Source organism: Gracilimonas sp. B-17 (assembly GCF_056857935.1).
Map to the genome: position 1 here is coordinate 1,137,058 of NZ_JBSXOA010000012.1, position 24,179 is coordinate 1,161,236.

Sequence of the window (24,179 nt, forward strand, 5' to 3'; positions counted from 1 at the left end):
GTTTAAAACAACTGATTTCAATTTCTTGTATTGTTTTGAGAGACCTGCCAAATAAGGTAAATTTTGAAGGGATACATAATTATTACATATACCATCAGATTAGTATCTTGGTGTATGAAAAAATTTATACTGCAGAAGGATGAGCCGTTAAAAAGGCCTGAAGATTATTCGATCGAATATAATGAACTGCTGAATGAGCGTCAGTTTAAGGCTGTATTCCACGACAATGGTCCTGCTTTGGTTGTTGCTGGAGCCGGAACCGGGAAGACCAGAACTTTGGTCCACCGAGTGGCCCGATTAGTGGAAAGTGGCGTTGATCCATCTAGCATCCTATTACTGACCTTTACCCGGCGAGCTGCAAAAGAAATGCTCAATCGTGCAAGTAATATTCTGGATGAACGGTGCAAGCAGGTACAAGGAGGGACCTTTCACTTTTATTGCAGCATGCTTTTGCACAGATATGCTGATGCAATTGGTTATCCGTCAAACTTCACCATTATTGATACTGCAGATTCACTAGAAGTTATTCAATTTGTTAGGACTCAATTGAACCTTCATAAAAAGAAGAAGCGTTTTCCTAATAAAAATACATTATTGAATATCATTAGCACCGGTAAAAACAAGAATCTTGATATCAGAATGGTTCTGCAAGCAGATTATCCTCAATTTCTTGAGCAAGAGGAAAAGATCCTTGAGGTTTCAGACGCGTATCAGAATTACAAAGAGAAGAACTTTGTGATGGATTTTGATGATCTGCTGATCAATACGCGAGAATTGCTTAGCAAAAATGATGACATACGTATTAAAGTGGCTTCTGGAAATAAATATGTTATGGTTGATGAATTTCAGGATACCAATAAATTACAAGCTGACCTGACCGAATTATTTTCGAGTGTACATGGTAATGTAATGGCAGTTGGTGATGATGCCCAAAGCATCTATTCCTTTAGAGGGGCAGATCATCAAAATATTCTCGAATTCCCAAAGCGTTTTGAGGGAACCAAACTTATAAAACTGGAGGAAAATTATCGTTCTTCACCCCAGATCTTACTGGTGGCCAATAATTTATTGAAACAGGCTAACTATAAGTTTGATAAAGAACTTTATTCAAAAAATGAGGGGGGAGAACTGCCTGCACTTGTTCAATCACCGAGTGAACACGACCAAAGCCGATTCATTACTCAAATGGTGTTACAATTACGTGAACAAGGTCTGGATCTGAATGAAATTGCCGTGCTTTTCAGAAATGGAAGAGATTCTTTTGACCTTGAGGTAGAACTAAATCGAAAAAATATTCCGTTTGTAAAATATGGCGGTCAAAAATTTACTGAAGCAGCACATATCAAAGATGTGCTGGCTCATGTAAGGGTATTAGTGAACCCAATGGATACGATAGCCTGGAACCGGGTGTTGATGCTACTTGATGGCATTGGCCCAAAAACAGCCCAGGATATGTTCGAATGGATCCGGCTAGCCAAAAATCCGTATCAACTTGACCTCTCTGATACTACCAGTCAGTCGTATATTGATCAACTGAAAGAGCTAAGCAAATTGCTAGTTGATATAAAAGAAAACGATCACTCGATCCCTAAGGTCATTGAGCTCATTACGAATTATTATAAGGTCTTCTGTAAAAAACGATATGATGATTATCCTAAGCGTATCAAAGACTTAGAGGCTTTTATAAACGTTTCAGAGAGCTTCACATCATTACCTAAAATGCTTGAAGAACTGGCTTTGGATCCAATTGCTGCAACAGCTGTTGACACAGAACAAAAGACAAAGGAAGAATCGCCCTTGATCTTAAGTACGATACACTCAGCCAAAGGCCTGGAGTGGAAGCATGTGTTCATTATCCAATGCCTTGACGGTATCATTCCATCGGCCTATTCGGTTGAAGATGAGAAACAGCTGGATGAGGAATTAAGATTGCTTTATGTGGCGGTGACCAGGGCAGAAGACATGCTGTATTTTAGTTTTCCTGTATTGGCTCAGTCTTCTTATGGGGATTATTTTACGCAGCCCTCTCGCTTTTTAAAAGAGATGAATGATGAACTTGTTGAGGAATGGAAGCTTATTGAAGAAAAGGCTCCCCAACAGTTACCCAAGTCCGCACAGGATAGACTGGAAGAGTCGGGCGGTTGATCATATCACTTATCTTTCATGTACTTTCTTTGCATGTACATATCAAATATCAACCAGGCCACAGGGTAGATAGGTACAAAAACCGCGAGTGCGATTTGCCAGTTGTGTCCTTTCTTTCGGCCTCCATCATAGGGTAAAGTTATACCGGCCATGCCTGCCATCCAGAATATGAAAAATATAAACATAAATACGGCCAGGAATAGAGTACCCAGGAATCCGAAGTTTTCGTAAAAGCTTTGAAGCATAGTATTTTGTGCTGAATAATGCGTACCTTTATTGCTTGTTTTAATCTAAGAATCTAACACTTAAAATGCTTCCAGTAGTTTCAATTGTAGGACGCCCAAACGTTGGTAAATCCACCTTTTTCAATAGAATGATCGGAAAACGTAAAGCTATCGTTCACGATGAATATGGTGTAACACGAGACAGACATTACGGTGAAACGTTTTGGAACGGCCGTGAATTTAGTGTGATCGATACCGGTGGTTATTTACCGGATGATATGAATGTAATGTCTGTTGGTATCAGGGAGCAGGTTCATATAGCGTTAGAAGAATCTGATGTCATTCTTTTTGTTGTTGACGTGGAAACCGGTGTAAATACTTTGGACAAAGCCGTAGCATCATTACTCAGGGAAGAAGACAAACCTGTAATTGTTGTCGTAAATAAAGCTGATAATGAAGAGCGCAGGCTCAATGCCACTGAATTTTATGAATTGGGCTTTGAAGACCTTTATCCTATATCATCCATAAGTGGAATGGGAACCGGCGATCTCCTGGATAAAGTTGTTGAACATCTACCTGAAGCAGAACCGGAACCGGAAGTTGAAACACCAAAACTAGCTTTTATTGGACGCCCGAACGTAGGCAAAAGTAGTTTATTCAACGCTTTACTTAATGATCAAAGAGCCATTGTAACCGATATTGCCGGTACTACACGTGATTCTTTGAATAGTCATCTGCATTATAATGGCAGGGATTATATTCTAGTTGATACAGCCGGCTTAAGAAGGCGAACCAAGGTAAAGGAAAACATAGAGTTTTACAGTACTGTAAGAACTGAAAAAGCAATACGGGAATGTGATGTGGCAATATTAATGGTAGATGCCATGCAAGGGTTTGATGCCCAGGATAAGCGGGTTTTGAAGGAAGCTGAAAAGTTTAACAAAGGCCTTGTGATCGTATTGAATAAATGGGATCTGGTGCCTGAAAAGGATACCAACACAGTTAAAGAATTCGAGGAATATATTTATACTTCTGTTCCTCAATTATCATATATACCTATAGTGACAATATCTGCTCTGAATAAGAAAAGGGTACATAAAGTGCTGGATATGGCACAAACTGTGATAGACGAACGAAAAAAAGAGATCTCAACCTCTGATTTCAATGATTTTATTGAGAATATGCTGGGTGAGCGCCCCTTACCAATGAAAAGAGGACAACAACTTAAGATCACTTACGGAACTCAGGTCAAAAGCAATCCTCCGGTCTTTAAATTTTTCATGAATAGTCCACATGAGTTACCACCAAACTACCGCAAGTTCATAGAAAGTAAGATCCGTCAAAGATTTGGATTTACAGGAGTACCTATCACTATGGTATTTCGTCAAAAATAATCGGCAGGAACTAATAATAATCTTTGATGCTATGACAACAAAGAAGTATTTTCTTCGCAATCGCTCGTGGTTCAGAGCATTCATGGTATGGCTAAAATCAATCAGAATTAATAACAACGATTTAACTCCCGCATCTAACAGCCGGTTTTAGAGGTTTCATTTCGAATGGAGATAAAACAAAGCCAAATTGACTCATTAATTAATGATGTTGCATATCTTGAACATGAGGCTGAAGCCTTAAAATACGTGATCGAATCTGTTCCGTATAACAAAACACCTAGAGAAGGCAGGTCTATTGCTGAAATTCTTCATTTCATAGACCATGCTCAGCAAAAGTACTACCGCCCGGTTATTGAGGATACATTCAGAAATAACAGGCCTATCAACCTGAATTCTTACGTCAAACCTTCAGAAAGTTATGAAAGGGATGAGGAGCTGCTTCAGGATATTCAAAAACTACTTTATAAGATATCTAAACACAGGGTTGCACTACTTAACCTTATTAAAAATCTACAATTGATAGATTGGGAGAGGGAGATTTCTGAAGGCAGGTCAACCGTTACACTGTATGAATTTACCCTGGGTATGGTAAATAACGAAAGGAAAACCTTGAAAGAAATCGCTGACCTTGTATTGACTTATCAAAAACCGGATGAGTCAAAACAAGAACTTGAAAACTGAAACAAAAGTAGTTAATGGAACCAATACAGTGGATTGATCTTGTTGTCGCAGTGACCTTGCTGATAAGTTTGTATGCTTTATTTAAGCAATTCATGCATAGAAGGTCACTGGTAGATCTTTATTTTGGGTCTTCAGCTTTGATATTATTTATTGCTTATTTAATACATCTTCTAGATCTGCAACCCAGGCAATTTTTCATGAACTGGGGTAAACTGATATCCGTTACTTTTTACATAAGCGGTTTACTTGTACTTATAAGAGAATCCAAACCGCTATTTGCACGTTTCCCGTTATATCTGACAGCATTGCCATTCATTAGTTTTCTTTTTTTCCCTTTGATCATCGATTCTATTGTGATCAAAGACCTCGTCAATGGGATATATCAGGGGGGAGCTTTGATCGTAACAATACTTGTCTTTACAGTAAATAAAGTAAAAATAACCGGGCGCAGATATTATATAATAGGACTAACACTGGTAAGTATAGCCTTCACGCTCTATTGGTTTATTTTTAACCGTGAAATGGAAGAAAAAATATGGATCAGTGAAATTTTATTCTCAGCGGGAATTTTATTGGTTCTGTATAGATTTATTCAATCAAACATAACACGAACTGATAATTAGGATATAAGAGATTGAAAGCAATAGATTTTACTTTAAAAGACACTAAGCTTAATGATGTAACACTGAGCACATATGAAGGAAGAAAGAATGTCGTATTACTATTTTTCCCATTGGCATTCAGCAGCGTATGTACAACAGAATTATGCACAACAAGAGATAATATGAAGTTATATGATTCCCTGAATGCAGAAGTTCTTGCCATTAGCGTTGATAGTACATTCAGTTTAAAAGCTTTTAAAGAGGCAAATAATTTGAATTATAAATTGCTAAGTGATTTTAATAAAGATGTGAGTGAGGCATACGGCGTACTTTATGAAGATTATTTTGGAATGAAAGGAGTCTCAAAACGCTCTGTTTTTGTGATCGATAAATCAGGAGAGATCATACACAAGGAGATCCTTGAAAATTCAGGTGACATGCCAAACCTGAATAAGGTTCAGGAAGTACTAGTTGAACTTAACTAATTTGTAAGCATAGGGAAGAGTATTGAATATTAATACACTTAACTTTACATAATATAAATTATAAGAAGTTTGATATAATTATTTAATCACATGGATAAAAATTTTCTTATTATCTGTCAGCTTTAATAATTACTTATGACGGTTGGTTAACTAAATAAATACTATTAAGAATGAAGATAATTGTTGTCGAAGACGATAAAGTATTATCCCTTCTGTTGTCCAAAATGATAGAAAGACTTGGGCATGAGGTTTCATCTATTGTCACCAAAGGATCTGAAGCAATCGATCAAATTCAGAAATTGGCTCCTGATCTCATTTTGATGGACATCATGCTCGAGGACAATATTGATGGTATCACGGTTATGGAAACGATACGGAAAAAAGAACTGCAGTATCCTGTTATATATATAACCGGTAATTCCGATCCAATAAATTTAGAAAGAGCCAAATCAACCAACTTTAAGGAATATCTCATCAAACCGGTAAGTTTTGATGAGCTTAAAAAGAATATTGATTTAGTAGACAAAAATAAGCCTTGAAACTTAATTCAAGGCTTATTGTCTTATTGAACCTTACTTTGACAGAATGGCTAACTATTCTGGTCTTTTAATGTAAAGTTTATTGGCATACTGTATCTGACCAAAACCGGTTTGCCTCTCTGCATGCCCGGCTTGAATTTGATCTTTTTAACGGCATTCAGAGCTACCTCATCACACCCACCTCCAATGCCTCTGATAATTTTAGGATCCATTACATTTCCTTCCTTATCAATAATGAATTCAACAATAACTCGACCTTCGATCTGAGCTCTTCGTGCCATTTCTGGATAAATAATATGCTTATTCAGAGACGCTAAACCTCCGATCAATTCAGGCATTTGTTCAACTACTATGAAGATCTCTTCCTCATTAGAATTATCTTCTTCAACCGGAGGTGGCGGTGGCGGTAATTCCATAAAAGATTCATCCAGGTCTAATTCTGCATCAAGGTCAATAAAATCATCCACAATGATCTCATCATTGGGCACTTCTACAGGTACCATTGGTCTTGGCGGCGGCGGCGCTTTGATCTCTTGTTTTGTTTGCACAATCTCTTCTACAAAAACCTCTTCCTGCCTGTCAATAACCAGATTTTCATCTGGTGATTCAATGTTTATATCTAATTTGAAAGCAGAAATCATCAAAAGAAGAGCTAAAATAAAACCGATCTCCATACGGATCAGGTAACCTCTTTTCAGGTCATTTTTTCTTTCAATAATCTTTACCGGGCCTCTCATAGTAACCTCCTGTTGGTTTTAGAAGTTACATGATGATAAAACCTACTGATGAAGATATTATGAAGCCTTTCGTATCATATGGTCACTTAACGATGACTCTTAAAGCCCCTTGTTTTATCTCGAAACCATATTGTTTCTGCTTTCCCATTTGTTCCCCATCGCTGTGTGCTCTGACGTATTCTGAGCAGTTTATGGACAGATCTTCTCTTAGATCAAATATCTCAATGATTTCCTCTTTAAATGGTATGCCTAAAGAGAGTTTAATAAACTCCAGTATAAGCGATAACCTGGGAATTCCTTTTACAATAACGATCTCTGCCTTACCATCTCCATTATCAGAGGTGGGAGAAATTCTGTATCTCCCTCCTTCAGTTTTTCCATTGGCAACGGCGATCATCCATATGGAATTGAATATCATTTGTTCTTTATTATCAATTCTTAACCCTATATCAAAACGAATAGCATTTATAAGCGCTCTGAGTCCCCCAAAAAAGTACTTAAAAAAGCCGCTTTTGAATATTGACCTTGATGCATAGTAATTGGTTAGTCCATCAACACCAATTCCATATGTATTTATAAAAAACTCATGGTTAGCCTGAATAGCATCAATATTCTTGATTTTACCCTTCAACAGGATCGAAAAATCGTGTTCAAAATCACATTTTAACCCTATATTCTTAGCAAAATCGTTACCGCTGCCCAATGGGATCACTCCCATAACCCTATTCATTTTACCTGCAAGTGAATTTGCCACCTGATTAACAGTTCCATCACCACCACAAGCTACAAAATGAGTGAAACGGTGGAGATTACTATTTACATAATCCTGAATGGAATCTTCAGGCTGAATATATTTGAATACAGCCTCGGGAAGTTCATTCCTGATCTTGTTTTCATGCTTTCTGAAAAGCCCTTCAGAAGCAAACGAATTTGAAGCGCAATTAATTATAAAACAGTATGTGGAAGCATCTGTCAACTATTCTTAATCAAAATGTTTAATATCCAATGAATACTTTCCTTCTTTACTGGATTTTAAAACGATCTTGTCGATCAGTGCATCTTTAGTAATCTCTCCAAGAACTTCCACATACTCGATACCATTTTCATTAATATGTTTGATCGGTGCTTGAATTCTTAGTGGATCCAACACGATCAATAATAATGGCTCACCTGAATACACATTATTTAATATAGTTTCAGCAACCTTACCTGTAAACGTTTTAGATTTTCCATTACCACTAAATTCAGGTGAATAAATGTACTCACTTTGAGCTATTTCACGCCAGTCTGATTTCTTTACCGCAACAAAAAGTAGATCTATTTCCAATTTTCTAAATATTTATTTGTTATATGCATAATGAATAAGGGCATCCCCTTTATTTACTACAGGACAATTATTTAAGCCAATTACCATACCATCATATGGGGCAATGACCCTGGAATTCAGCTCACCGTATGGATCTTTTAACAGCCCAAGAACTTGCCGCTTATTCAGCTCTTCTCCTAATTCTGTTTTTGAGATAAATAAACCAGCATTTTTTGTCCGGATCCAGGTTGATTGATTAAAAACACTCGTTCTATTTGCATCAGGAGCACTTTTGATCATGCCCAGGTGCTTCATTAAACGACGGGCACTATCTATACCTTCTTCAATGCCATATTCATCATACCTGAGTGATTCACCGGTCTCAAATACCATAATTTCAACTCCCTTCTTATGTGCTGCATTTCTGAAGGATCTTGATATCAAACCGGAATGCATCATTACAGGACTGCCCATGGCTTCAGCTAATTTTTTTGCTTTATCGATCTTGAATGAGCATCTGACCTGTGGATAGTTAGACCTTGAGGCACCACCGGTATGATAATCGATACCACAATCAACCATTGGTATTATTTCTGACATCAATGTATAAGCCAATAATTTGGCAAGAGAACCACCACGTGCCCCTGGGAAACTCCTGTTGATATCTTTTCCATCCGGTAACCCGCGAGAGTTCTGAATAAATCCATAAATGTTTACAATCGGTATTGCTATCACCGTGCCTTTATCAGGGATCACAAGCTCCCTTTCGATCATTCTTCTTATGATCTCCACGCCATTAATTTCATCCCCGTGTAAACCTCCTGTGAGTAGTAAAACCGGCCCATCAACAGGTGCCCGGTAAACCAAGACAGGCAGGTCGATATTGGTATAGGTCGGCAAGCGGGCAATATTCAGATTCACTATCTTTTGTTCACCTAATCCGATCTTTTCCTTATTGATCGTTATTTGCTTAGGCATGTTTCTTGGCCTTCTTTTTACGAGCCGGATTCTTTTTACGCTCTTCCACAGCCTTTTCAATGTATTTAATGATTGAGCCGGCAATATCTTTATTTGTGGTCTTTTCAATTCCTTCCAATCCAGGAGAAGAATTAACCTCAAGAATTAACGGGCCACGTTCTGACTGGAGCATATCTACCCCAGCAACCTGAAGGTCCATAGATGAAGCTGCTTTAAGTGCAGCAACTCGTTCAGCTTTGCTTAATTTGATCAATTCGCCGGTTCCACCCTGGTGAAGATTAGATCTGAACTCTCCCTCCTTACCCTGGCGCTTCATAGCTCCAACTACTTTTCCATCTACAACAAAAGCACGAATGTCTGCCCCTTTCGATTCTGAAATGAACTCTTGTACGATAACCCTGGCTTTCATAGCATGAAAGGCTTCGATTATTGATTCTGATGCCTTCTTAGTTGGTCCGAGTACAACACCATGACCTTGTGTGCCCTCAAGTAATTTAACAATAAGGGGAGCTCCGCCAACTGACTCAATGATCTTTTTTACTTCTTTTGAATAGTTAGTGAATACAGTTTTAGGGAGGCCAACTCCGGAACTTGCTAACAGTTGAAGGCTTCTAAGCTTGTCTCTGGAACGTACAAGTGCCTGAGAATGAACCACGCTAAAAACGTCCATCATCTCAAATTGTCGTACAACAGCAGCACCATAAAACGTAACCGATGCCCCGACTCTTGGAATGATAGCATCCAAATAGTCTATTCTTTTACTTTTAAAGTAGATTTTGGGATCATCCTGTTCAATAACAATATCACATTTGAGATGATCAATAACCTCTACCTCATGGCCATGTTCTTTAGCGGCTTCAATAAGGCGTTGGGTTGAGTACAAGGAAGAATTTCTGGAAAGGATTCCAATGTTCATTATATAAGACTCCGGGTCTTTACTTTAAGATTTTATTAAGGTTTTCTTTAGTTACATCCACGAGAAACGGTCCTTTCTGAAGGAATTTTCTTCCAATTAGCAGTGGATACTTCATGGCAGAGCGATCTGTCAGTGAAAATTCTATATCATAGGCCTTATCAAAGAAGATAACCTTAGTTTTTATAAAGTATCTCAGTTCGGTTTCACCGTTTGAAGATTTTACTTCCCGCTGATCATGAACGGGCATGAGAATTTCCTGTTCATTATATGCTTCATGATCAGGATCCAATAAGTAGAATTTTATCCAATTCTTTCCGTCTTTTTGAAAAGCTTCGATATCATGGCAGTGCAGACTTGAAGTATAAGCACCGGTATCAATTTTTGCTTCCAGATCATTGAAATTCCATTCAGGAAGATCAACAAGCTCATTCCGACCAATAATTTTTCGTGCTAAATTTGATTTCATAACATTCAAAAATAAAGGTTTATTCGGGGAATAACATTCTCTTTAAAAATTAATTAGCTAAAGTATTGATTTCATATCTTACGAGTGAAATTAAACCGAATAATTCAGTTTTATATGAAACAATTAGTCTACCTATTTTCAATTTTATTCATCACTTCCTGTGCCACTTCTCAATCAATTAGTACCGATAATGAAAAGAGTCCTGATGATCCGTCTCTACAGGCATCTCTTTGGGTGCAAAATGCCTCTGAATATGACGCACTGAATTATCAGGCTTATAAATCAGCTAAGAGAGTCCTCCCCTTACCTCTTGAAGATTCCTTTTGGTCTGCCTCAGTAAACCAAACAAATGAATCGGTCTATCGTAAACTCCCTCCTGCTATTATTATGGATATTGATGAAACCGTTCTGGATAATTCACCTTTTCAGGCACGAATGATCTTAGAGGATAAGTCATATAATACAGAAGACTGGAACAAGTGGTGTAAGGAAGCAAATGCTAAAGCTGTTCCCGGTGCCCTTGAATTTGCACGATATGCCGACGAGCAGGGAGTCACGATCTTTTTTCTTAGTAACAGAAGCTATGAGGTTGAGGAAGCGACCCGAAAGAATTTGAAAGATCTTGGGTTCCCTGTTTCATCTCGAATTGATAATATTCTTACGAATGGTGAGCAACCAAACTGGAACTCGTCTAAAATTAATAGACGTAAAATGATCGAAGATAATTATAGAGTTATCATGATTTTTGGTGATGATCTTAACGATTTTTTCCATGCTAAAGAGATCAGTCAGACCCAAAGAGACGGGAAAGTATCAGAATACGCAGAGAACTTTGGAAGAAAATGGTTTATCCTTCCTAATCCAATTTATGGTTCCTGGGATGCTGTATTACAGTCAGAAATTGAAGAAGGTAAGTCTACTGACCATGGGTTAGATCCTGTTTATAAAAATTAAGGGGTATACACAAAAAGAATGAGTTCAATGTATCCAACACTTTATCTGGACCTAGAGATAGTTAGAAATAACATCCAAAAGATGGCAAAAAAATGTGAACGGTCTGAAATTTCATTTAGGCCACATTTTAAAACACATCAATCTGCTGAAATTGGGCGAATATTCAGACAATTTGGTGTAACAGGTATAACAGTCTCATCTCCAAAGATGGCAAATTATTTCGAAAATGATGGCTGGAAAGATATAACCATTGCATTACCGGCCAATGTTTTAGCCTCTTCAGTTTACGATGATATCTCTTCCCGTGCAGAACTTAAGACCTTAGTTATTTCTGAAGATGTTGTCAGAATGCTGGATACAAAATTAACTAATGAATTAGGCTTATACATTGAACTAGATCCTGATTATGGCCGAAGCGGAGTACCAATAGGTGACCTCACCAAAATTGATAACCTGCTTAGAACAATTGATAATTCAGACCATTTGTATGCTGCCGGCTTCTATTGTCATGCAGGTTTTACCTATAAAGCCCGTTCTGCTGAACAGATCATAGATCTTATAAATCCAGTTATGGATAAGTTGACAAGCATTAAGGGTAAGTTTCCTGATCTCCCTATTTGTTTTGGAGATACCCCCTCCTGTAGTGTACTAAATGATTTTGGTCCCATAGATCAACTAAGTCCCGGAAATTTCGTTTTCTATGATTGGATGCAGGTTGAAATAGGTTCCTGTACACCTAATGAGATCGCGGTATATATGGAGTGTCCTGTTATAGAAAAATTTGAAGATAGAAATGAAATTTTGATCCATGGTGGTGCTGTACACTTTTCAAAAGAATTTCTTGAGGTCAGTGAAACAAAGAGTTTTGGTGAACCACGTCTTAAGCATTTATCATTAGAAACATATTTGAAAAGTCTATCCCAGGAACATGGGATCATAAAATGCAGCCCTCAGGTATTTAAAGAGATCAATATTGGAGAAATGGTCCAAATTTTCCCTATTCATTCCTGTCTTACTGCTGACCTGATGCATTCATATGTTACAACTGATGGTAAATTGATCGAACATATGTCCGGTAAGAATAAATAACCGGCATAACTACTTACTTAAAACGGCATGTTCTTTAAAATAGAATAGCATATTATCTGCATCCATTTCTGCTTTTATTGCAATAGGAATCGTTAGGTTATTATCCTCGTGACTTATCATTGCCCCGTAAAATGCCGGAATTCCATATGGTTTAATATGGTATTTAAGTACTTCATCAAGTTGAAGACTGTTTGAGCCTGAACTGCATTCTGTACATTTTCCAAATATCAATCCATTGATCACATCCAGAATACCGGCCATTTTTAAGTGAGTTAACATCCTGTCAACCCGATAGACGCTTTCTCCAATATCTTCAAGAAATAAAATGGCTCCTTTAAGGTCAGGTAAATATTCTGTGCCGATCAATGTGGTCAGTACAGAAAGATTACCACCGAATAATTTACCAGTCACCTTACCGGAATTTATTACAAATCCATTACCCATTTCTTCTTCAGGAATGCGATGTTCTACAGATTTAGGTGACATAACTGTGTTTTTGAAAGCTATGGTCGTGTATTCATTCCAAACAGATTTACCAACCGGACCATGAAAAGTATAAAGTCCTGAGTATTTATTAATTGCCATATGAAGTGAGGTAATATCACTAAAACCACAAAATACCTTTGGATTTTTTCGGATCAGGTCATAATCAATTTTCGGCAAAATCCGATTACTTCCCCATCCTCCACGAATACACATGATGCCATTCACCTTGTCATCCTCAAACATTGTCATAAGGTCATTCAGGCGTTCTTCATCTGTTCCGGCCAGGTAACCATATTTCTTTTGGACTGACTTTCCTAATTTGAGATCAAAACCAAGCCCTTCCAGATTTTTGATCATTTCTTCAAATACCTCGTCCTCATAAATGGGACTTGCAGGTGCCACGAGTCCAAGAGTATCCCCCGATTTCAAGGCCCTCGGTTTGATCATATCCGGTTTATTGTCAGAGGCAGCTTTTTCACTGAATAATGTTGAGCCTGTAAGCGTTAAACCTGTGGCCATCATGGAATTACGGATGAAACTCTTTCTTGAAATTGGCATAGATAATTCAGTTTTAAGTAACTTTACTGATAAAGATCATTATCCATAATATACTTATAAACCTTCGGTGGCAGTAAATGATCTACAGCATCCCCTGAAGAGATTAATGATCTTATGGTTGTTGAAGACACCTTAACCGGTTCATGTTTAACGAAATGCACTTTATCAATGATCTTCTGATCAACTTCAATGTGAGAGACACCCGGCCGTTCTGCCACCAAAAGGTCACATTTGGAAAGGATCTTATGATGGTCTTTCCATGTATTAAAGTTTGCAAGGCTATCTTCCCCAATACACAGGTAAAAGTTCATCCCTATATACATTTTTTGAAGATACTCTATTGTTCTAACGGTATAAGATGGTTTTGGAAGCTTTTGCTCAACCGTACAGATCTTTACATTGTTATGATCAATGAATGCTAGGTCAAGCATATGCTTTCTATCTTCATAGGATATATGCTGTTTATCCTGTTTATGAGGAGGAAATGGTGTGAGTATTATCCACAGTTCATCAATTAGTTGGGACTTCAAAAATGAATCTACAATGGCAATATGTCCTGCGTGGACCGGATCGAAAGTCCCCCCAAATAATCCTATCCTCTTAGACATTAGTTATCAGCTGTTTCACTGATCATATTACTTCTCACATCAGATAATTTATTTTGAGCCTCATCGTGCATGTTTTCAACATCGCTCCTGTACTCACTTTCAGGAAAAAGTTGAAGGAATTTATCATAGGTATCCACAGCCTTTGAATATCGCTCTTCCTGCCGCTCGGGCACACTATTATCCGCATAGGTTATATACGTTTCTATGAGGTCTACCAGTGCTTTTTCAGCCCATTCAGATTCAGGATATTGGTCAATTGTCTCTTCCAGATAAATGGTTGCTGCCAGGTACTGATCCGTTCGAACGTAAAATTGCGCCGCCTCATAAGATTTTCGCGCAAGCTTATTTCTCAGTTCATCAATTTTCTCAGCAGCTTCGGTAACTAACTCAGAATCAGGATATCTGTTGTTGAAAAGTTGAAAACGCTCAATGGCATTTCGAGTGGCAGATTGATCCAATTTATATCGGGGGCTTTGATGGTAATAAGACATTGCAGCTTTAAATTCAGCATCCTGCCGTCTTTCCTCGTTTGGATAAAGGCTGATAAAACGATCATATTCTGATGCTGCCAATAGGTACTGTCTGTTCTTAAAATAACTTTCTGCTAGATAAAATTGTGCTTCCTGGCCGTAGTCGGTTCCACGTCCAAGTCGTGTTACTGTGTCAAAGGCGTTTGCGGCTTCAGTGTAATCCTCAGACATATAAAATGCCATAGCTTTCTGATAAGCAACCTGTAGGGTGTCTCCCCTTTTGATCAATTTATCGTTTTGACAGGCTGAAAATATGAACAGCAGTCCAAATACCATTAACAATTTATTAAGCATCGAAATTTTTGATTGGTTTTTAATGATCACGTTTACGTAAAAAGTTAAGAAGTTTTTCTAGCTCTAATTTGTATTCCGAAGATTCAAATTTATTCAATAAATCTAAGGCCTTTTGATAGTGTTCGTCTGTTTGACTTGCCACATCCTTCAAGACATCCAGTTCTCTCATAATGTCAAGAACCTGTTCAACGGCTTCTTCATCAGGATCAACATGTGCCAGTGTGTCACTGATTATCTTTTTCTGGGCTTCATCTGCACGTTCTAACGCAAGAATGGTAAGATATGTTTTCTTTCCTTCATAAATATCTCCACCGGGCCTCTTACCAAATTTTTCGGGATCAGCCACAGCGTCCAAAAGATCATCCTGAATCTGAAAAGCTATACCCATTTCATATCCGAGTTCTGCTAATTCTGCCCTTTTATGGTGTGTTGCATGGGCTGCGACAGCTCCCATCTCAAGTGAACCACTTAATAAGGCGGCCGTTTTTCCGCTTATCATCTGTAAATATTCCTTGTCAGTAACTTCAGATCGATCAACAAATTCCATATCAAGGGCCTGACCTTCGCAAACTGTTATGATTGCCCTTGAAAATATATGGTGCATAGCTGCAAATTCCTGTTTTGAGAACTTATCAGACTCACCATAAAAGTGAAGTTGCTTGTATGCATCAGCAAACATCACATCACCGGTTAGTATTGCTGTATTTTCATTCCATTTCTTAAATACGCTAGGTTCTCCTCTTCTGGTACCTGCACTATCCATGATATCATCATGAACTAGTGTAAAATTATGAAGTATCTCTACAGAAAGTGCTGCAGGAAGAGCATCATTCAGATCCCCGTCACAAAGGCCACATGCCATTAAGGTCAGTATTGGTCGGATCCTTTTGCCGCCTACAGCCATGGCATACCTGTATGGTTCATAAAGAGAAACCGGCATTTCCGGCAGGTCTATTTCCTGTAGCGCCTTCTCGATCTTTTCCAGTAAGATGTGTTGTAATCCGTTTTTGCTCAATGCTCTTTTAATGTGGTGAGTCTGTAAATATAAGGAATATCTTAATGCTTATGGGCTAAGCTTTCATTCTAAGATCACTCTTCTTTAATTCCTTAATATTAGTATGACCCAAGAGTGTCAAAATAGTTTTGAGGTCATTCATCCAGCCCCTATATAATTCATCCAGCCCTTTATAACCATTTTCTTTGATAGCTTTTATGACCGGCTGCGCTGTGGCAGAAAAATGTGCCCCCAAACATAATGATTTGGCAATATCAAAAGCAGAGCGTATTCCACCAGACGCTATCAATTCAAATCCTCGCTCCCATTCAAGATCACTTAGTTCAGTGATGCAGTTAACGGTGGGTATCCCCCACTCATCAAAAGAATGATTAGCCTTTTGATTTGTACTACGGAAATTTTCAACCTTTGCCCAGCTTGTGCCACCGGCTCCGGCTACATCTATAACTTTTACACCTACATTCAATAAACGTCTTGCAGTATGTTCTGAGATCCCGGCTCCTGTTTCCTTAACAATGACGGGTAACTGGGTACCTGAAACCAATTGTTCAATTCCATCTAAAATTCCACTGAAATTTCGGTCACCCTCAGGCTGCATTAATTCCTGTAGTGGATTCAAGTGAACGATCACGGCATTCGCACTAATCGAATCAATAAGTCTTTTAAGTAAACGCTCATTTAAACCTCCGATCAATTGTGCACCGCCTATGTTTGAAGCGATAAATGCAGTAGGAGCTTTTTCCCGAACAATTGAAAATGTATCTGTTAACGATTCATCCTCCAGCATTGCACGCTGGCTGCCGACTCCAAATGGCAGGTTCTCCGCTTCGCAAAATTGAGCTATCACAGCATTTACTGGGCCCGCATCAGCATAGCCGCCCGTCATAGAAGAAATAAAAAGCGGAAAATTAAATGTGCGACCTAACAATTCAGCTTCAGTGGTAACCGAGCTATGGTCTAATTCAGGAAGGGCATTGTGATTGAAATAGTACTGATCAAACCCGGTCAGCGTATTATATTGGGTCCCATCTGTAACTGTTAACTCTACATGGTCTTTTTTGCGGTCTCTAATATCTGTCATACCATAAATTCCTAAAACATTCGGCTAATTGCCATATTAATGCGCATTATTTTAACGGTCAGATAAGATAGGAACCTGAATTAATATGAAATGTTTGACCTGTGGCATGGGGCAATTTACCTTCTGCCAGCAAATTCACAATGTTTGCGATCTGTTCGGGTGGAGCAATGGATTTCAAAGCGAGATCCTTGGTAAGGTAATCTGCTCCATACACTTCAATGGATCCCTGAGCCATGTCCGTATCTACAAATCCGGGAGCAATAGTATAAGCCGTAATACCATATTTACCAAAACTGCGGGCAATACTTTTGGTGAAAGCAACCATCCCTCCTTTACTGGCAGCATAACTGGCATATTCGCCCGTATCTCCCCGATAACCGGCTCGAGATGAAATATTGATCAGCCTCCCTTCAGTTCCGGAGTTAGTCCACTCATTCAAGGCCCACTTTGAGATCAATGCCGATGAACGTAAATTTACCTGCAGTGTCTTATCCCAATTCTCCAGCCAATCTTCGTCAGGGATATCAAACTGTGCCTCTTCAAACATGCCGGCGTTGTTGATCAGTACCTCTGGTATTTTAGTTTCCTGAAAGACTTCTTTAAGCTTCTTTAAGTCATCATTTTCTAAAAGGTCGCATTTTATGTGCCGATAGTTTTCATTTTTTGGAAAATCGTGATCTGTTGAACGGGAAGTACCAATTACTTCATGTCCCTTATCGAGTAACTTTTGAGCAATGGATCTTCCAATTCCGCGGGAGGTTCCAGTAACTAATACCTTCATTTTTATTACTTAAATCATTTTTATTTGAATTAGAAAAGGAAATATAAACTAATCAGTCTAATCATTGAAATTTTAACGAAGTTCTTTTGAAACCTATTCACTTATGCTTCGTAATTCCGGAAAATTAATAATAACAATATTATAACTATGAGCAATTATTTACCTATGACAAAAGTGATGATCATTGTCATCATTACAACATTTTTTTCTATCGACGTATTTGGCTCCGACAAAATCCATACTGATAAAGAACTCCCTATTTTAGTTAGTGACAATCGACTTATTGTTGAAATAGAAATTCAAGGGCTTGGTAAGCAGCATTTTATTATAGATATGGCTGCAAGCGGAAGCGTAATTTCTCCAACCTTAAAAGATCAGATTGATTTGAATCCTAGTGATATAAAAACTGACACAGTTCGCGGAGCTAGCGGTTATAGATTAATGGAATTTATAAAGCTTCCCGAAGTTAATTTTGCCGGATTTCCATTTTCTGGAATTGATGCAGTGGTTTTCGAATCAGGCATTTTTAAGGAATATGAAGGCAAAAATGTACAAGGTATACTAGGTGTTGATGTGCTTCAGAATTTTGATCTATCTCTAAATTTGAAGGACCATACAATCAAAATATCCCCTATCAATGCAGAAAATAATAATGTCGAGACTGAATCAGGAAGCATTTCTTTTCAGTCTAGAGCCATGCCAGGATTTGTAGAGTTTGAAATTACTGTAAACGGCAAGAAAATGAATGCATTTTTCGATACAGGTGGTAAACAATCTATAATAAACTGGAAAGCTGCTGAGATCTTAGGCATTGATAAGCACAATTCATCACTTCGTGTAAAGGAAAACGGAACGAGAGGAATTGACGGAGGTAAAGAGGAAACTTTTCTTTATACTTTTGAAGAACTGAGGATAGGACCTGCCACGTTAAAAGAAAATGAAGTAAAAATAGCCAACCTACCTGTATTTGATCATATGGGATATGGTGATACACCGGTTATTCTTATCGGTATTGACTTTTTGAAGGAATGTACGGTCGATATTAAATACAGCTCTAATACAATTCTGTTATGCCGTAATTGAGTAGTTTGGAATTGAATGAAGTCTTTTAATAGCCATCTTCTTTTACTAAAAGATGGTTATTAAACCTTTTAGATTTTAAAAGCATATATAATTGAATGATTTTTAAATATGCCTCCCTAAAATTTCAGGGATTCAAAAAGCGGTTTCAGCTCCTCCAAACCGGTACATTAGAGCAGGCTTCCCCGTACATTATTTTTTTAGCTCTTTTCATTAACTTATTGGTAGCCAACATATAAATAGAGTCCGGAACGTGCACTTTTCCGCAGCCTTTCAGCAACACGAATTTGCCTTTGTACTGATCCCAGTCATATTCTTCTAATCTTCGTTGATAGAGTTGATGTAGAAAAGCTTCTTTCTTGCCGAGGAAAACTTCGTTGGCAAATGGGCTGGCGTATGAGGTGAGTAACATCCAGGCCCAGGGTGCAATGATGGCATCGGTGCTACAGTACACGCATAAGTTCTTACCTTCATACTGTGACCAGTCAAATTCTTTCAATTGATCCCGAAAATCCTTCTCCTTCAACAATAATTCCTGAAACAAAAACTGTTTTATATCCAGCTGTTCAATCGGAGTATCATCATGGAATTTCTGAAGGTCAAGCGTAACCAGCTTGTTGTTTTGTTGAACCTTATTTACGATCACATCTTCTGACATGGGTAATGTTTATTTTATGTTTAAATGTTAAATGCCTCAAGGACATATAACATTTAGCATTCAACATTTAAAATTATATAGAAAATGATTCACCACAGGAACACGTTCTGGTTGCGTTTGGATTCTTAAAATGAAATCCCTGCCCATCCAAACCATCGGTATAATCTAATTCAGTTCCAGCCAGATATAGAAAACTTCGCATATCGATCAGGATTCTGACTCCATCTATATTGAAAAGCTTATCATTTTCCTGAACTTCTGAATCGGAGTCAAAATCGAGGTTATACGTCAAACCTGAACAGCCACCGCTTACTACACCAACGCGCAGAATCGCTGATTCCGGCACTTTTTTTTCCTGCCGGATCTCATTGATCCTGTTAATGGCTCTATCTGTAACCGTGAGTTCCATGTAACCTTCTAAACCTAATTACTGATCAAACTGAAATAACTTGTATTTCGGGATCGATGCGTTTTACCATGCTTTCAATAGCATATAATGTACCTGTAGTTGCCGTAGGGCAAGTACCGCAGGCTCCCTGGTAATGAACTTTGAGCCGGTTATTCTCGAGACCGAGTACTTTTAATCCTCCACCATCAGCCAATAAATATGGGCGAACCTGTTCATCCAGCATTCTTGTGATCTCCTGTAAACGGGGATCGTCAGATCCTTGAACTTCTTTACTCAGGTGTACGTCTGTATCGTCTTCTTCATCTGTAATCGGCTTAGCTTCACGAATGGGTGGCGCAAGTTTCCTTAGTAATTCTGACCATACAGCCTTTCCATCCTGAGTTACGGTGATATACTTGTCCACATAATAGACGTTGATCACATTATCGACAGCAAACAGTGCCGATGCTAATTCATCGCCTTCGGCTTCAGTCGCATTTTCAAAAGAACGGGTGGTTCCATTGGTCAGCGGTTCAGCCAATACAAATCGCATAGCATCAGGATTCGGTGTGCGTTCTATTTCTTTTATCTTAGCCATCTCTATTCTCCTTGTTAATCAAAAAAATTCTTTTACATATTTAATTCCATCCGCAAGACGATCAATATCTTCCTCGCTATTATAAAAAGATATGGAAGCTCGGGCTGTACCTGGAATCTCAAACCTATCCATGATGGGTTGAGTGCAATGGTGTCCTGTTCTGACTGCAATGCCTTTCTGATCCAAGATGGTTCCAGCATCTGTTGGATGAATATCTTTTAAGAGGAACGAGATAACGGATGCTTTGTTTTCAGCAGTGCCTATGATATTAAGACCATTTATCTGATTTAATTTCTCAGTTGCATAATTTAGCAGTTCCTGTTCACGAGCTGCTATATTTGACATGCCAATTTCTTCCAGAAAAGCGATCGTTTCTGCAAAACCAACCCCGGCTGATATCGGCGGTGTACCGGCTTCAAACTTGTGTGGAAGGTCATTCCAGGTTGTTTTCTCAAAAGTGACTTTATCTATCATATCCCCACCACCTCTATATGGGGGCATATCATTCAATAATTCTCGTTTACCATAGAGAATTCCAAACCCTGTAGGACCGCACATTTTGTGTGCAGAGAAGGCATAGAAATCAGCATCTAACTCTTGAACATCAACTTTCATATGGGGAACAGCTTGTGCCCCATCTATCAAAACCGGAATATTCCTGTTGTGAGCAGCTTCAATGATTTCTTTAACCGGATTGATGGTTCCGAGTGTATTTGAGACATGAACTACGGCTACCAATCTGGTTTTTACTGACAGTAATTTATGGTACTCATCCATCTTCAATTCCCCGTTATCCTTCATGGGAATTACCTTAAGTACAGCACCTGTCTGTTCAGCGATCATTTGCCAGGGAACTATATTGGCATGATGTTCCATTGCGGAGATGAGGATCTCATCACCTTCATTGAAGCTCTTACGACCATAGCTTTGAGCCACAAGGTTGATGGAATCAGTAGTCCCAGTCGTATATATGATCTCTTCTTCGTAACGTGAGTTAATAAATTTATGCATGCGTTTACGAGCCAATTCAAAAGCATCGGTTGCTTTTTGGCTTAGGGTGTGAATACCCCTGTGCACATTCGCATGTTCTTTGGAGTGATAGTCGTTGATCCTATCCACCACTCGTTGTGGCATTTGCGAAGAAGCCCCATTATCCAGATATACCAATTTTTGCCCGTTTACTTCTTGTTGAAGTACAGGGAACTGACTGCGGACTTTATCCCAGTCGATATTGGTTTTGGTATCTGATCTCAGGGTTTCTTGCATAATGTTTTTTATTGTCATCCTGAGACTATTGCCGAAGGATATTGCCTATAAAAGCAAGATTCTTCGATTTCACTCAGAATGACTCTTTTTGGCACTACTCTTTACCTACCGCAACAAATTCTTCGTCGCGAGAGGTGTATTTAACCACTTCGTCCAACAATAACTTGTGAACGGATTCAACTTCCATCGTTTCAATGCTTTCGAGCGTAAAAGCGTAAACCAAGAGCTCACGGGCTTTCTTTTTGGTCAAACCACGACTGTGCAGGTAGAATACCTCATCTTCATTCAAGTGTCCAATGGTTGCACCGTGAGAACACAATACATCATCAGAAAAAATCTCCAGCTGTGGTTTTGTGTGAACAGTTCCATCCACAGAAAGTAATAAATTCCTGTTTTCCTGGAATGAATCGATCTTTTGAGAGTCCTCTCTTACAAAGATCTTACCATTGAAGATAGAATGTGCTTCATCATTAACCACAACTTTATGCAATTGGTGACTTTTTGCATGCCAATGCCTGTGATCGATAGCTGAATGGGTATCCGCTATTTGATCTCCGTCGATCAATACCAATCCATCTATAGTAAAATCGACTTCCTGGTCATTCTGGACCACCCTTGGATCGTTACGGAATAATTTAGCACCTAAACAGATCGTGTATGAATGATATTCAGCAAATTTATCCAAATGCGCTATCGGGCGGGAAATATGGTTCGCCTTTTTACTGTCGCGCTGTATCCGTGCATGATGAACGTGAGCACCTTCAAATAATTTGAATTCATTCACAGTCACATTGAGGTACTCATTTTGAGTCAAAGCAACATGCTCCTCAACAATGGTTGCCTTAGAATACGCTTCACCTACAAAAAGTACGCGGGGTGTGGCATAAAAAGCTTTTTCTGCATCCGTGAAGATATTCAGAATATGAATTGGTGCTTCAACCTTTGTTTCTTTGGGAACATAAATGAATCCGCCATCTTTGAAATTAGCATCATTCAAAGCAGCAAATACATCCTGATCATCATCGTAATTAGTGTATTTACCCAAATGTGTCTCAATGATCTTATGATCACTGTACGCAGCCATATTCCCAACAATTACATTATCAGGAATATCTGATGTTGAGGACAGATCGGGATTGAATTCACCATTCACAAACACCAATCGACTGTTAGTCGCTTCAGGCAGGTAATATTCACTGATATCACCTACAGGATTTGCTCCGGCTTCTGAAACAGGGACAAAGTGATTACGGCTTATGGATCTAAGGTCCGTGAATCTCCAGTCTTCATCTTTCTTGGTTGGAAAAGGAAATTCATTAATATTTCCGGCTCCTTTCTCATTCAATCCTGCAATTACGGGAATGTTTGAAACGGTCCCAAAATCGCCGTCCAAAAAGTTTAATATGGTTTCTTTTTCTTGTACTGCTGTACTCATTACTGAGCCTCTCCGTTTACAGAAAATTCTCTTTCAAGTTGTTCGTATCCCTGATCTTCCAGCTCCAGTGCCAGTTCCTTGCCTGCAGACTTCACGATCTTACCATTCATCATCACATGCACAAAATCAGGAGTTATGTAGTTCAGCAATCGTTGATAATGGGTGATCAGAACGATCGCATTTTCAGGGCCTGCGATTTTATTGATACCGTCTGAAACGATCTTTAAGGCATCAATATCCAAACCGGAATCGGTTTCGTCCATAAAGGCCAGTTTTGGATTCAATACAGCCATTTGGAATACCTCGTTCTTCTTCTTTTCACCACCTGAAAAACCGGTGTTGATGCTTCGTTCAAGAAACTCATCCTTCATGTCGATTACTTCAAGACGTTCCTTCAGGTAATCATCAAATTCAAGCGGATCCAACTCTTCCCGTCCATTTTCACGAGCAATGGTATTATATGACTCTCGAAGTAAGGTTCTATTGGTTATTCCGGGAACTTCAATAGGGTACTGAAATGCCAGAAACAACCCAAGGTGTGCACGTTCATCGGCATCTAATTCAGTGATGTCTTCTCCTTCAAAAAGGATCTCCCCTTCAGTGATCTCATACTCAGGATGACCTGATACTACTTTGGCCAAGGTACTTTTACCACTACCGTTCGGACCCATTATAGCATGGATCTCTCCTTTGTTGATGGTGAGATTTACACCTTTAAGAATCTGTTCGTCTTCGCCTTCAACCGAGGCATGTAAGTTTTTGATCTCTAACACGTTTCTGTTCTTTTTTTCTTTTTTGATTATTTAATTTCGTTTATTTGCCTCTACGTCTGGCGATATACGCTCTGCGTTGTCACCAACCGCTACGACGCTGAGCGTGCATAGC

At 38.7% G+C, this 24,179-nt stretch carries 28 protein-coding genes; 9 read left to right on the forward strand and 19 right to left on the reverse strand.

From position 1 onward, the window contains the following. The first annotated feature begins 114 nt into the window (after positions 1-114). On the forward strand, positions 115-2,145 hold the full coding sequence (locus AC13FX_RS13280) for an ATP-dependent helicase (protein ID WP_482881280.1): 2,031 nt from the start codon (positions 115-117) through the stop codon (positions 2,143-2,145). Between the two features lie 5 nt (positions 2,146-2,150). Here AC13FX_RS13280 and AC13FX_RS13285 read toward each other — a convergent pair whose 3' ends face one another. Beyond that, positions 2,151-2,390, reverse strand: coding sequence for a hypothetical protein (locus AC13FX_RS13285; protein ID WP_482881282.1), 240 nt, complete (start codon positions 2,388-2,390; stop codon positions 2,151-2,153). Between the two features lie 65 nt (positions 2,391-2,455). On the opposite strand from AC13FX_RS13285, the gene der reads away from it, so the two are divergent. The 5 genes from der (at position 2,456) to AC13FX_RS13310 (ending at position 6,070) form a co-directional block, all read left to right on the forward strand. Further along, on the forward strand, positions 2,456-3,763 hold the full coding sequence (der, locus tag AC13FX_RS13290; RefSeq protein WP_482881283.1) for a ribosome biogenesis GTPase Der: 1,308 nt from the start codon (positions 2,456-2,458) through the stop codon (positions 3,761-3,763). Positions 3,764-3,928: 165 nt separating this feature from the next. After that, positions 3,929-4,444: a hypothetical protein gene (locus AC13FX_RS13295; protein ID WP_482881284.1), complete on the forward strand. Its 516-nt coding sequence runs from the start codon at positions 3,929-3,931 to the stop codon at positions 4,442-4,444. 14 nt (positions 4,445-4,458) lie between these two features. After that, on the forward strand, positions 4,459-5,067 hold the full coding sequence (locus AC13FX_RS13300; protein WP_482881285.1) for a hypothetical protein: 609 nt from the start codon (positions 4,459-4,461) through the stop codon (positions 5,065-5,067). 11 nt (positions 5,068-5,078) lie between these two features. Beyond that, a complete protein-coding gene (locus AC13FX_RS13305) occupies positions 5,079-5,531 on the forward strand; it encodes a peroxiredoxin (protein WP_482881286.1) in 453 nt (150 codons plus the stop codon). Between the two features lie 170 nt (positions 5,532-5,701). Beyond that, positions 5,702-6,070, forward strand: a complete 369-nt coding sequence (locus tag AC13FX_RS13310) for a response regulator (RefSeq protein ID WP_482881287.1) — start codon at positions 5,702-5,704, stop codon at positions 6,068-6,070. A 50-nt stretch (positions 6,071-6,120) separates the two neighbouring features. On the opposite strand, the gene AC13FX_RS13315 is transcribed toward AC13FX_RS13310, so the two are convergent. From AC13FX_RS13315 to AC13FX_RS13340, 6 genes are all read right to left on the reverse strand, one after another. Continuing rightward, positions 6,121-6,807, reverse strand: a complete 687-nt coding sequence (locus AC13FX_RS13315) for an energy transducer TonB (RefSeq protein ID WP_482881289.1) — start codon at positions 6,805-6,807, stop codon at positions 6,121-6,123. An 82-nt stretch (positions 6,808-6,889) separates the two neighbouring features. Then, positions 6,890-7,783 carry a diacylglycerol/lipid kinase family protein gene (locus AC13FX_RS13320; protein WP_482881291.1) on the reverse strand — a complete coding sequence of 298 codons (894 nt, stop codon included), beginning with the start codon at positions 7,781-7,783 and terminating at the stop codon, positions 6,890-6,892. Between the two features lie 6 nt (positions 7,784-7,789). Next, positions 7,790-8,134 (reverse strand): hypothetical protein, encoded by a 345-nt coding sequence (locus AC13FX_RS13325; protein ID WP_482881293.1) that lies wholly within the window; start codon positions 8,132-8,134, stop codon positions 7,790-7,792. 12 nt (positions 8,135-8,146) lie between these two features. Further along, the gene (locus AC13FX_RS13330; protein ID WP_482881294.1) at positions 8,147-9,091 is read right to left on the reverse strand and encodes a succinylglutamate desuccinylase/aspartoacylase family protein; all 945 of its coding nucleotides are present in this window, start codon (positions 9,089-9,091) and stop codon (positions 8,147-8,149) included. Then, positions 9,084-10,007, reverse strand: coding sequence for a 30S ribosomal protein S6--L-glutamate ligase (rimK, locus tag AC13FX_RS13335; protein ID WP_482881296.1), 924 nt, complete (start codon positions 10,005-10,007; stop codon positions 9,084-9,086). The genes AC13FX_RS13330 and rimK overlap by 8 nt, the downstream gene beginning before the upstream one ends. Before the next feature lie 19 nt (positions 10,008-10,026). Next, positions 10,027-10,473, reverse strand: coding sequence for an ATP-dependent zinc protease family protein (locus AC13FX_RS13340; protein WP_482881297.1), 447 nt, complete (start codon positions 10,471-10,473; stop codon positions 10,027-10,029). 114 nt (positions 10,474-10,587) lie between these two features. On the opposite strand from AC13FX_RS13340, the gene AC13FX_RS13345 reads away from it, so the two are divergent. Next, positions 10,588-11,427: a 5'-nucleotidase, lipoprotein e(P4) family gene (locus AC13FX_RS13345; RefSeq protein ID WP_482881298.1), complete on the forward strand. Its 840-nt coding sequence runs from the start codon at positions 10,588-10,590 to the stop codon at positions 11,425-11,427. A gap of 18 nt (positions 11,428-11,445) precedes the next feature. Continuing rightward, complete coding sequence (locus AC13FX_RS13350) at positions 11,446-12,516, forward strand: alanine racemase (RefSeq protein WP_482881300.1); 1,071 nt, start codon at positions 11,446-11,448, stop codon at positions 12,514-12,516. Positions 12,517-12,525: 9 nt separating this feature from the next. Here the strand turns inward: AC13FX_RS13350 and AC13FX_RS13355 are convergent, their stop codons facing one another. Genes AC13FX_RS13355 through AC13FX_RS13380 form a run of 6 tightly spaced genes read right to left on the reverse strand, consistent with a single transcriptional unit; the run spans position 12,526 to position 17,869 of the window. Continuing rightward, entirely contained in the window at positions 12,526-13,560 is a 1,035-nt protein-coding gene (locus tag AC13FX_RS13355) for a S66 peptidase family protein (protein WP_482881301.1), read from the reverse strand. A gap of 23 nt (positions 13,561-13,583) precedes the next feature. Further along, the gene (gene nadD / locus AC13FX_RS13360; protein WP_482881303.1) at positions 13,584-14,168 is read right to left on the reverse strand and encodes a nicotinate (nicotinamide) nucleotide adenylyltransferase; all 585 of its coding nucleotides are present in this window, start codon (positions 14,166-14,168) and stop codon (positions 13,584-13,586) included. Then, positions 14,168-14,992 carry an outer membrane protein assembly factor BamD gene (locus AC13FX_RS13365; RefSeq protein WP_482881305.1) on the reverse strand — a complete coding sequence of 275 codons (825 nt, stop codon included), beginning with the start codon at positions 14,990-14,992 and terminating at the stop codon, positions 14,168-14,170. The genes nadD and AC13FX_RS13365 overlap by 1 nt, the downstream gene beginning before the upstream one ends. 19 nt (positions 14,993-15,011) lie before the next feature. Next, positions 15,012-16,007 carry a polyprenyl synthetase family protein gene (locus AC13FX_RS13370; protein WP_482881306.1) on the reverse strand — a complete coding sequence of 332 codons (996 nt, stop codon included), beginning with the start codon at positions 16,005-16,007 and terminating at the stop codon, positions 15,012-15,014. A 55-nt stretch (positions 16,008-16,062) separates the two neighbouring features. Further along, complete coding sequence (fni, locus tag AC13FX_RS13375; RefSeq protein ID WP_482881308.1) at positions 16,063-17,088, reverse strand: type 2 isopentenyl-diphosphate Delta-isomerase; 1,026 nt, start codon at positions 17,086-17,088, stop codon at positions 16,063-16,065. 58 nt (positions 17,089-17,146) lie between these two features. Continuing rightward, positions 17,147-17,869, reverse strand: a complete 723-nt coding sequence (locus tag AC13FX_RS13380; protein ID WP_482881310.1) for an SDR family oxidoreductase — start codon at positions 17,867-17,869, stop codon at positions 17,147-17,149. Between the two features lie 147 nt (positions 17,870-18,016). Here AC13FX_RS13380 and AC13FX_RS13385 point away from each other — a divergent pair, with 147 nt between their 5' ends. After that, positions 18,017-18,952: a retroviral-like aspartic protease family protein gene (locus AC13FX_RS13385; protein WP_482881311.1), complete on the forward strand. Its 936-nt coding sequence runs from the start codon at positions 18,017-18,019 to the stop codon at positions 18,950-18,952. A 145-nt stretch (positions 18,953-19,097) separates the two neighbouring features. Here AC13FX_RS13385 and AC13FX_RS13390 read toward each other — a convergent pair whose 3' ends face one another. From AC13FX_RS13390 to sufC, 6 genes are all read right to left on the reverse strand, one after another. Next, positions 19,098-19,607: a DUF2480 family protein gene (locus AC13FX_RS13390; protein ID WP_482881313.1), complete on the reverse strand. Its 510-nt coding sequence runs from the start codon at positions 19,605-19,607 to the stop codon at positions 19,098-19,100. 73 nt (positions 19,608-19,680) lie between these two features. Continuing rightward, positions 19,681-20,016 carry a HesB/IscA family protein gene (locus AC13FX_RS13395; RefSeq protein WP_482881315.1) on the reverse strand — a complete coding sequence of 112 codons (336 nt, stop codon included), beginning with the start codon at positions 20,014-20,016 and terminating at the stop codon, positions 19,681-19,683. 25 nt (positions 20,017-20,041) lie between these two features. After that, positions 20,042-20,593 carry a NifU family protein gene (locus AC13FX_RS13400; RefSeq protein ID WP_482881316.1) on the reverse strand — a complete coding sequence of 184 codons (552 nt, stop codon included), beginning with the start codon at positions 20,591-20,593 and terminating at the stop codon, positions 20,042-20,044. An 18-nt stretch (positions 20,594-20,611) separates the two neighbouring features. Beyond that, positions 20,612-21,859 (reverse strand): aminotransferase class V-fold PLP-dependent enzyme, encoded by a 1,248-nt coding sequence (locus tag AC13FX_RS13405; protein ID WP_482881317.1) that lies wholly within the window; start codon positions 21,857-21,859, stop codon positions 20,612-20,614. A 94-nt stretch (positions 21,860-21,953) separates the two neighbouring features. Continuing rightward, positions 21,954-23,294 (reverse strand): Fe-S cluster assembly protein SufD, encoded by a 1,341-nt coding sequence (gene sufD / locus AC13FX_RS13410; RefSeq protein WP_482881318.1) that lies wholly within the window; start codon positions 23,292-23,294, stop codon positions 21,954-21,956. Further along, positions 23,294-24,067, reverse strand: a complete 774-nt coding sequence (sufC, locus tag AC13FX_RS13415) for a Fe-S cluster assembly ATPase SufC (RefSeq protein ID WP_482881319.1) — start codon at positions 24,065-24,067, stop codon at positions 23,294-23,296. Before sufC ends, sufD begins: the two co-directional genes overlap by 1 nt. Between the last annotated feature and the right edge of the window lie 112 nt (positions 24,068-24,179).

What these genes read in the sequence shown, in the direction of transcription:
- AC13FX_RS13280 (WP_482881280.1), top strand. Translation starts at nt 115, where the DNA reads ATGAAAAAATTTATACTGCAGAAGGATGAGCCGTTAAAAAGGCCTGAA.
- AC13FX_RS13285 (WP_482881282.1), bottom strand. Translation starts at nt 2,390, where the DNA reads ATGCTTCAAAGCTTTTACGAAAACTTCGGATTCCTGGGTACTCTATTC.
- der (WP_482881283.1), top strand. Translation starts at nt 2,456, where the DNA reads ATGCTTCCAGTAGTTTCAATTGTAGGACGCCCAAACGTTGGTAAATCC.
- AC13FX_RS13295 (WP_482881284.1), top strand. Translation starts at nt 3,929, where the DNA reads ATGGAGATAAAACAAAGCCAAATTGACTCATTAATTAATGATGTTGCA.
- AC13FX_RS13300 (WP_482881285.1), top strand. Translation starts at nt 4,459, where the DNA reads ATGGAACCAATACAGTGGATTGATCTTGTTGTCGCAGTGACCTTGCTG.
- AC13FX_RS13310 (WP_482881287.1), top strand. Translation starts at nt 5,702, where the DNA reads ATGAAGATAATTGTTGTCGAAGACGATAAAGTATTATCCCTTCTGTTG.
- AC13FX_RS13315 (WP_482881289.1), bottom strand. Translation starts at nt 6,807, where the DNA reads ATGAGAGGCCCGGTAAAGATTATTGAAAGAAAAAATGACCTGAAAAGA.
- AC13FX_RS13330 (WP_482881294.1), bottom strand. Translation starts at nt 9,091, where the DNA reads ATGCCTAAGCAAATAACGATCAATAAGGAAAAGATCGGATTAGGTGAA.
- rimK (WP_482881296.1), bottom strand. Translation starts at nt 10,007, where the DNA reads ATGAACATTGGAATCCTTTCCAGAAATTCTTCCTTGTACTCAACCCAA.
- AC13FX_RS13340 (WP_482881297.1), bottom strand. Translation starts at nt 10,473, where the DNA reads ATGAAATCAAATTTAGCACGAAAAATTATTGGTCGGAATGAGCTTGTT.
- AC13FX_RS13345 (WP_482881298.1), top strand. Translation starts at nt 10,588, where the DNA reads ATGAAACAATTAGTCTACCTATTTTCAATTTTATTCATCACTTCCTGT.
- AC13FX_RS13350 (WP_482881300.1), top strand. Translation starts at nt 11,446, where the DNA reads ATGAGTTCAATGTATCCAACACTTTATCTGGACCTAGAGATAGTTAGA.
- AC13FX_RS13355 (WP_482881301.1), bottom strand. Translation starts at nt 13,560, where the DNA reads ATGCCAATTTCAAGAAAGAGTTTCATCCGTAATTCCATGATGGCCACA.
- nadD (WP_482881303.1), bottom strand. Translation starts at nt 14,168, where the DNA reads ATGTCTAAGAGGATAGGATTATTTGGGGGGACTTTCGATCCGGTCCAC.
- AC13FX_RS13365 (WP_482881305.1), bottom strand. Translation starts at nt 14,992, where the DNA reads ATGCTTAATAAATTGTTAATGGTATTTGGACTGCTGTTCATATTTTCA.
- fni (WP_482881308.1), bottom strand. Translation starts at nt 17,088, where the DNA reads ATGACAGATATTAGAGACCGCAAAAAAGACCATGTAGAGTTAACAGTT.
- AC13FX_RS13380 (WP_482881310.1), bottom strand. Translation starts at nt 17,869, where the DNA reads ATGAAGGTATTAGTTACTGGAACCTCCCGCGGAATTGGAAGATCCATT.
- AC13FX_RS13385 (WP_482881311.1), top strand. Translation starts at nt 18,017, where the DNA reads ATGAGCAATTATTTACCTATGACAAAAGTGATGATCATTGTCATCATT.
- AC13FX_RS13390 (WP_482881313.1), bottom strand. Translation starts at nt 19,607, where the DNA reads ATGTCAGAAGATGTGATCGTAAATAAGGTTCAACAAAACAACAAGCTG.
- AC13FX_RS13395 (WP_482881315.1), bottom strand. Translation starts at nt 20,016, where the DNA reads ATGGAACTCACGGTTACAGATAGAGCCATTAACAGGATCAATGAGATC.
- AC13FX_RS13400 (WP_482881316.1), bottom strand. Translation starts at nt 20,593, where the DNA reads ATGGCTAAGATAAAAGAAATAGAACGCACACCGAATCCTGATGCTATG.
- AC13FX_RS13405 (WP_482881317.1), bottom strand. Translation starts at nt 21,859, where the DNA reads ATGCAAGAAACCCTGAGATCAGATACCAAAACCAATATCGACTGGGAT.
- sufD (WP_482881318.1), bottom strand. Translation starts at nt 23,294, where the DNA reads ATGAGTACAGCAGTACAAGAAAAAGAAACCATATTAAACTTTTTGGAC.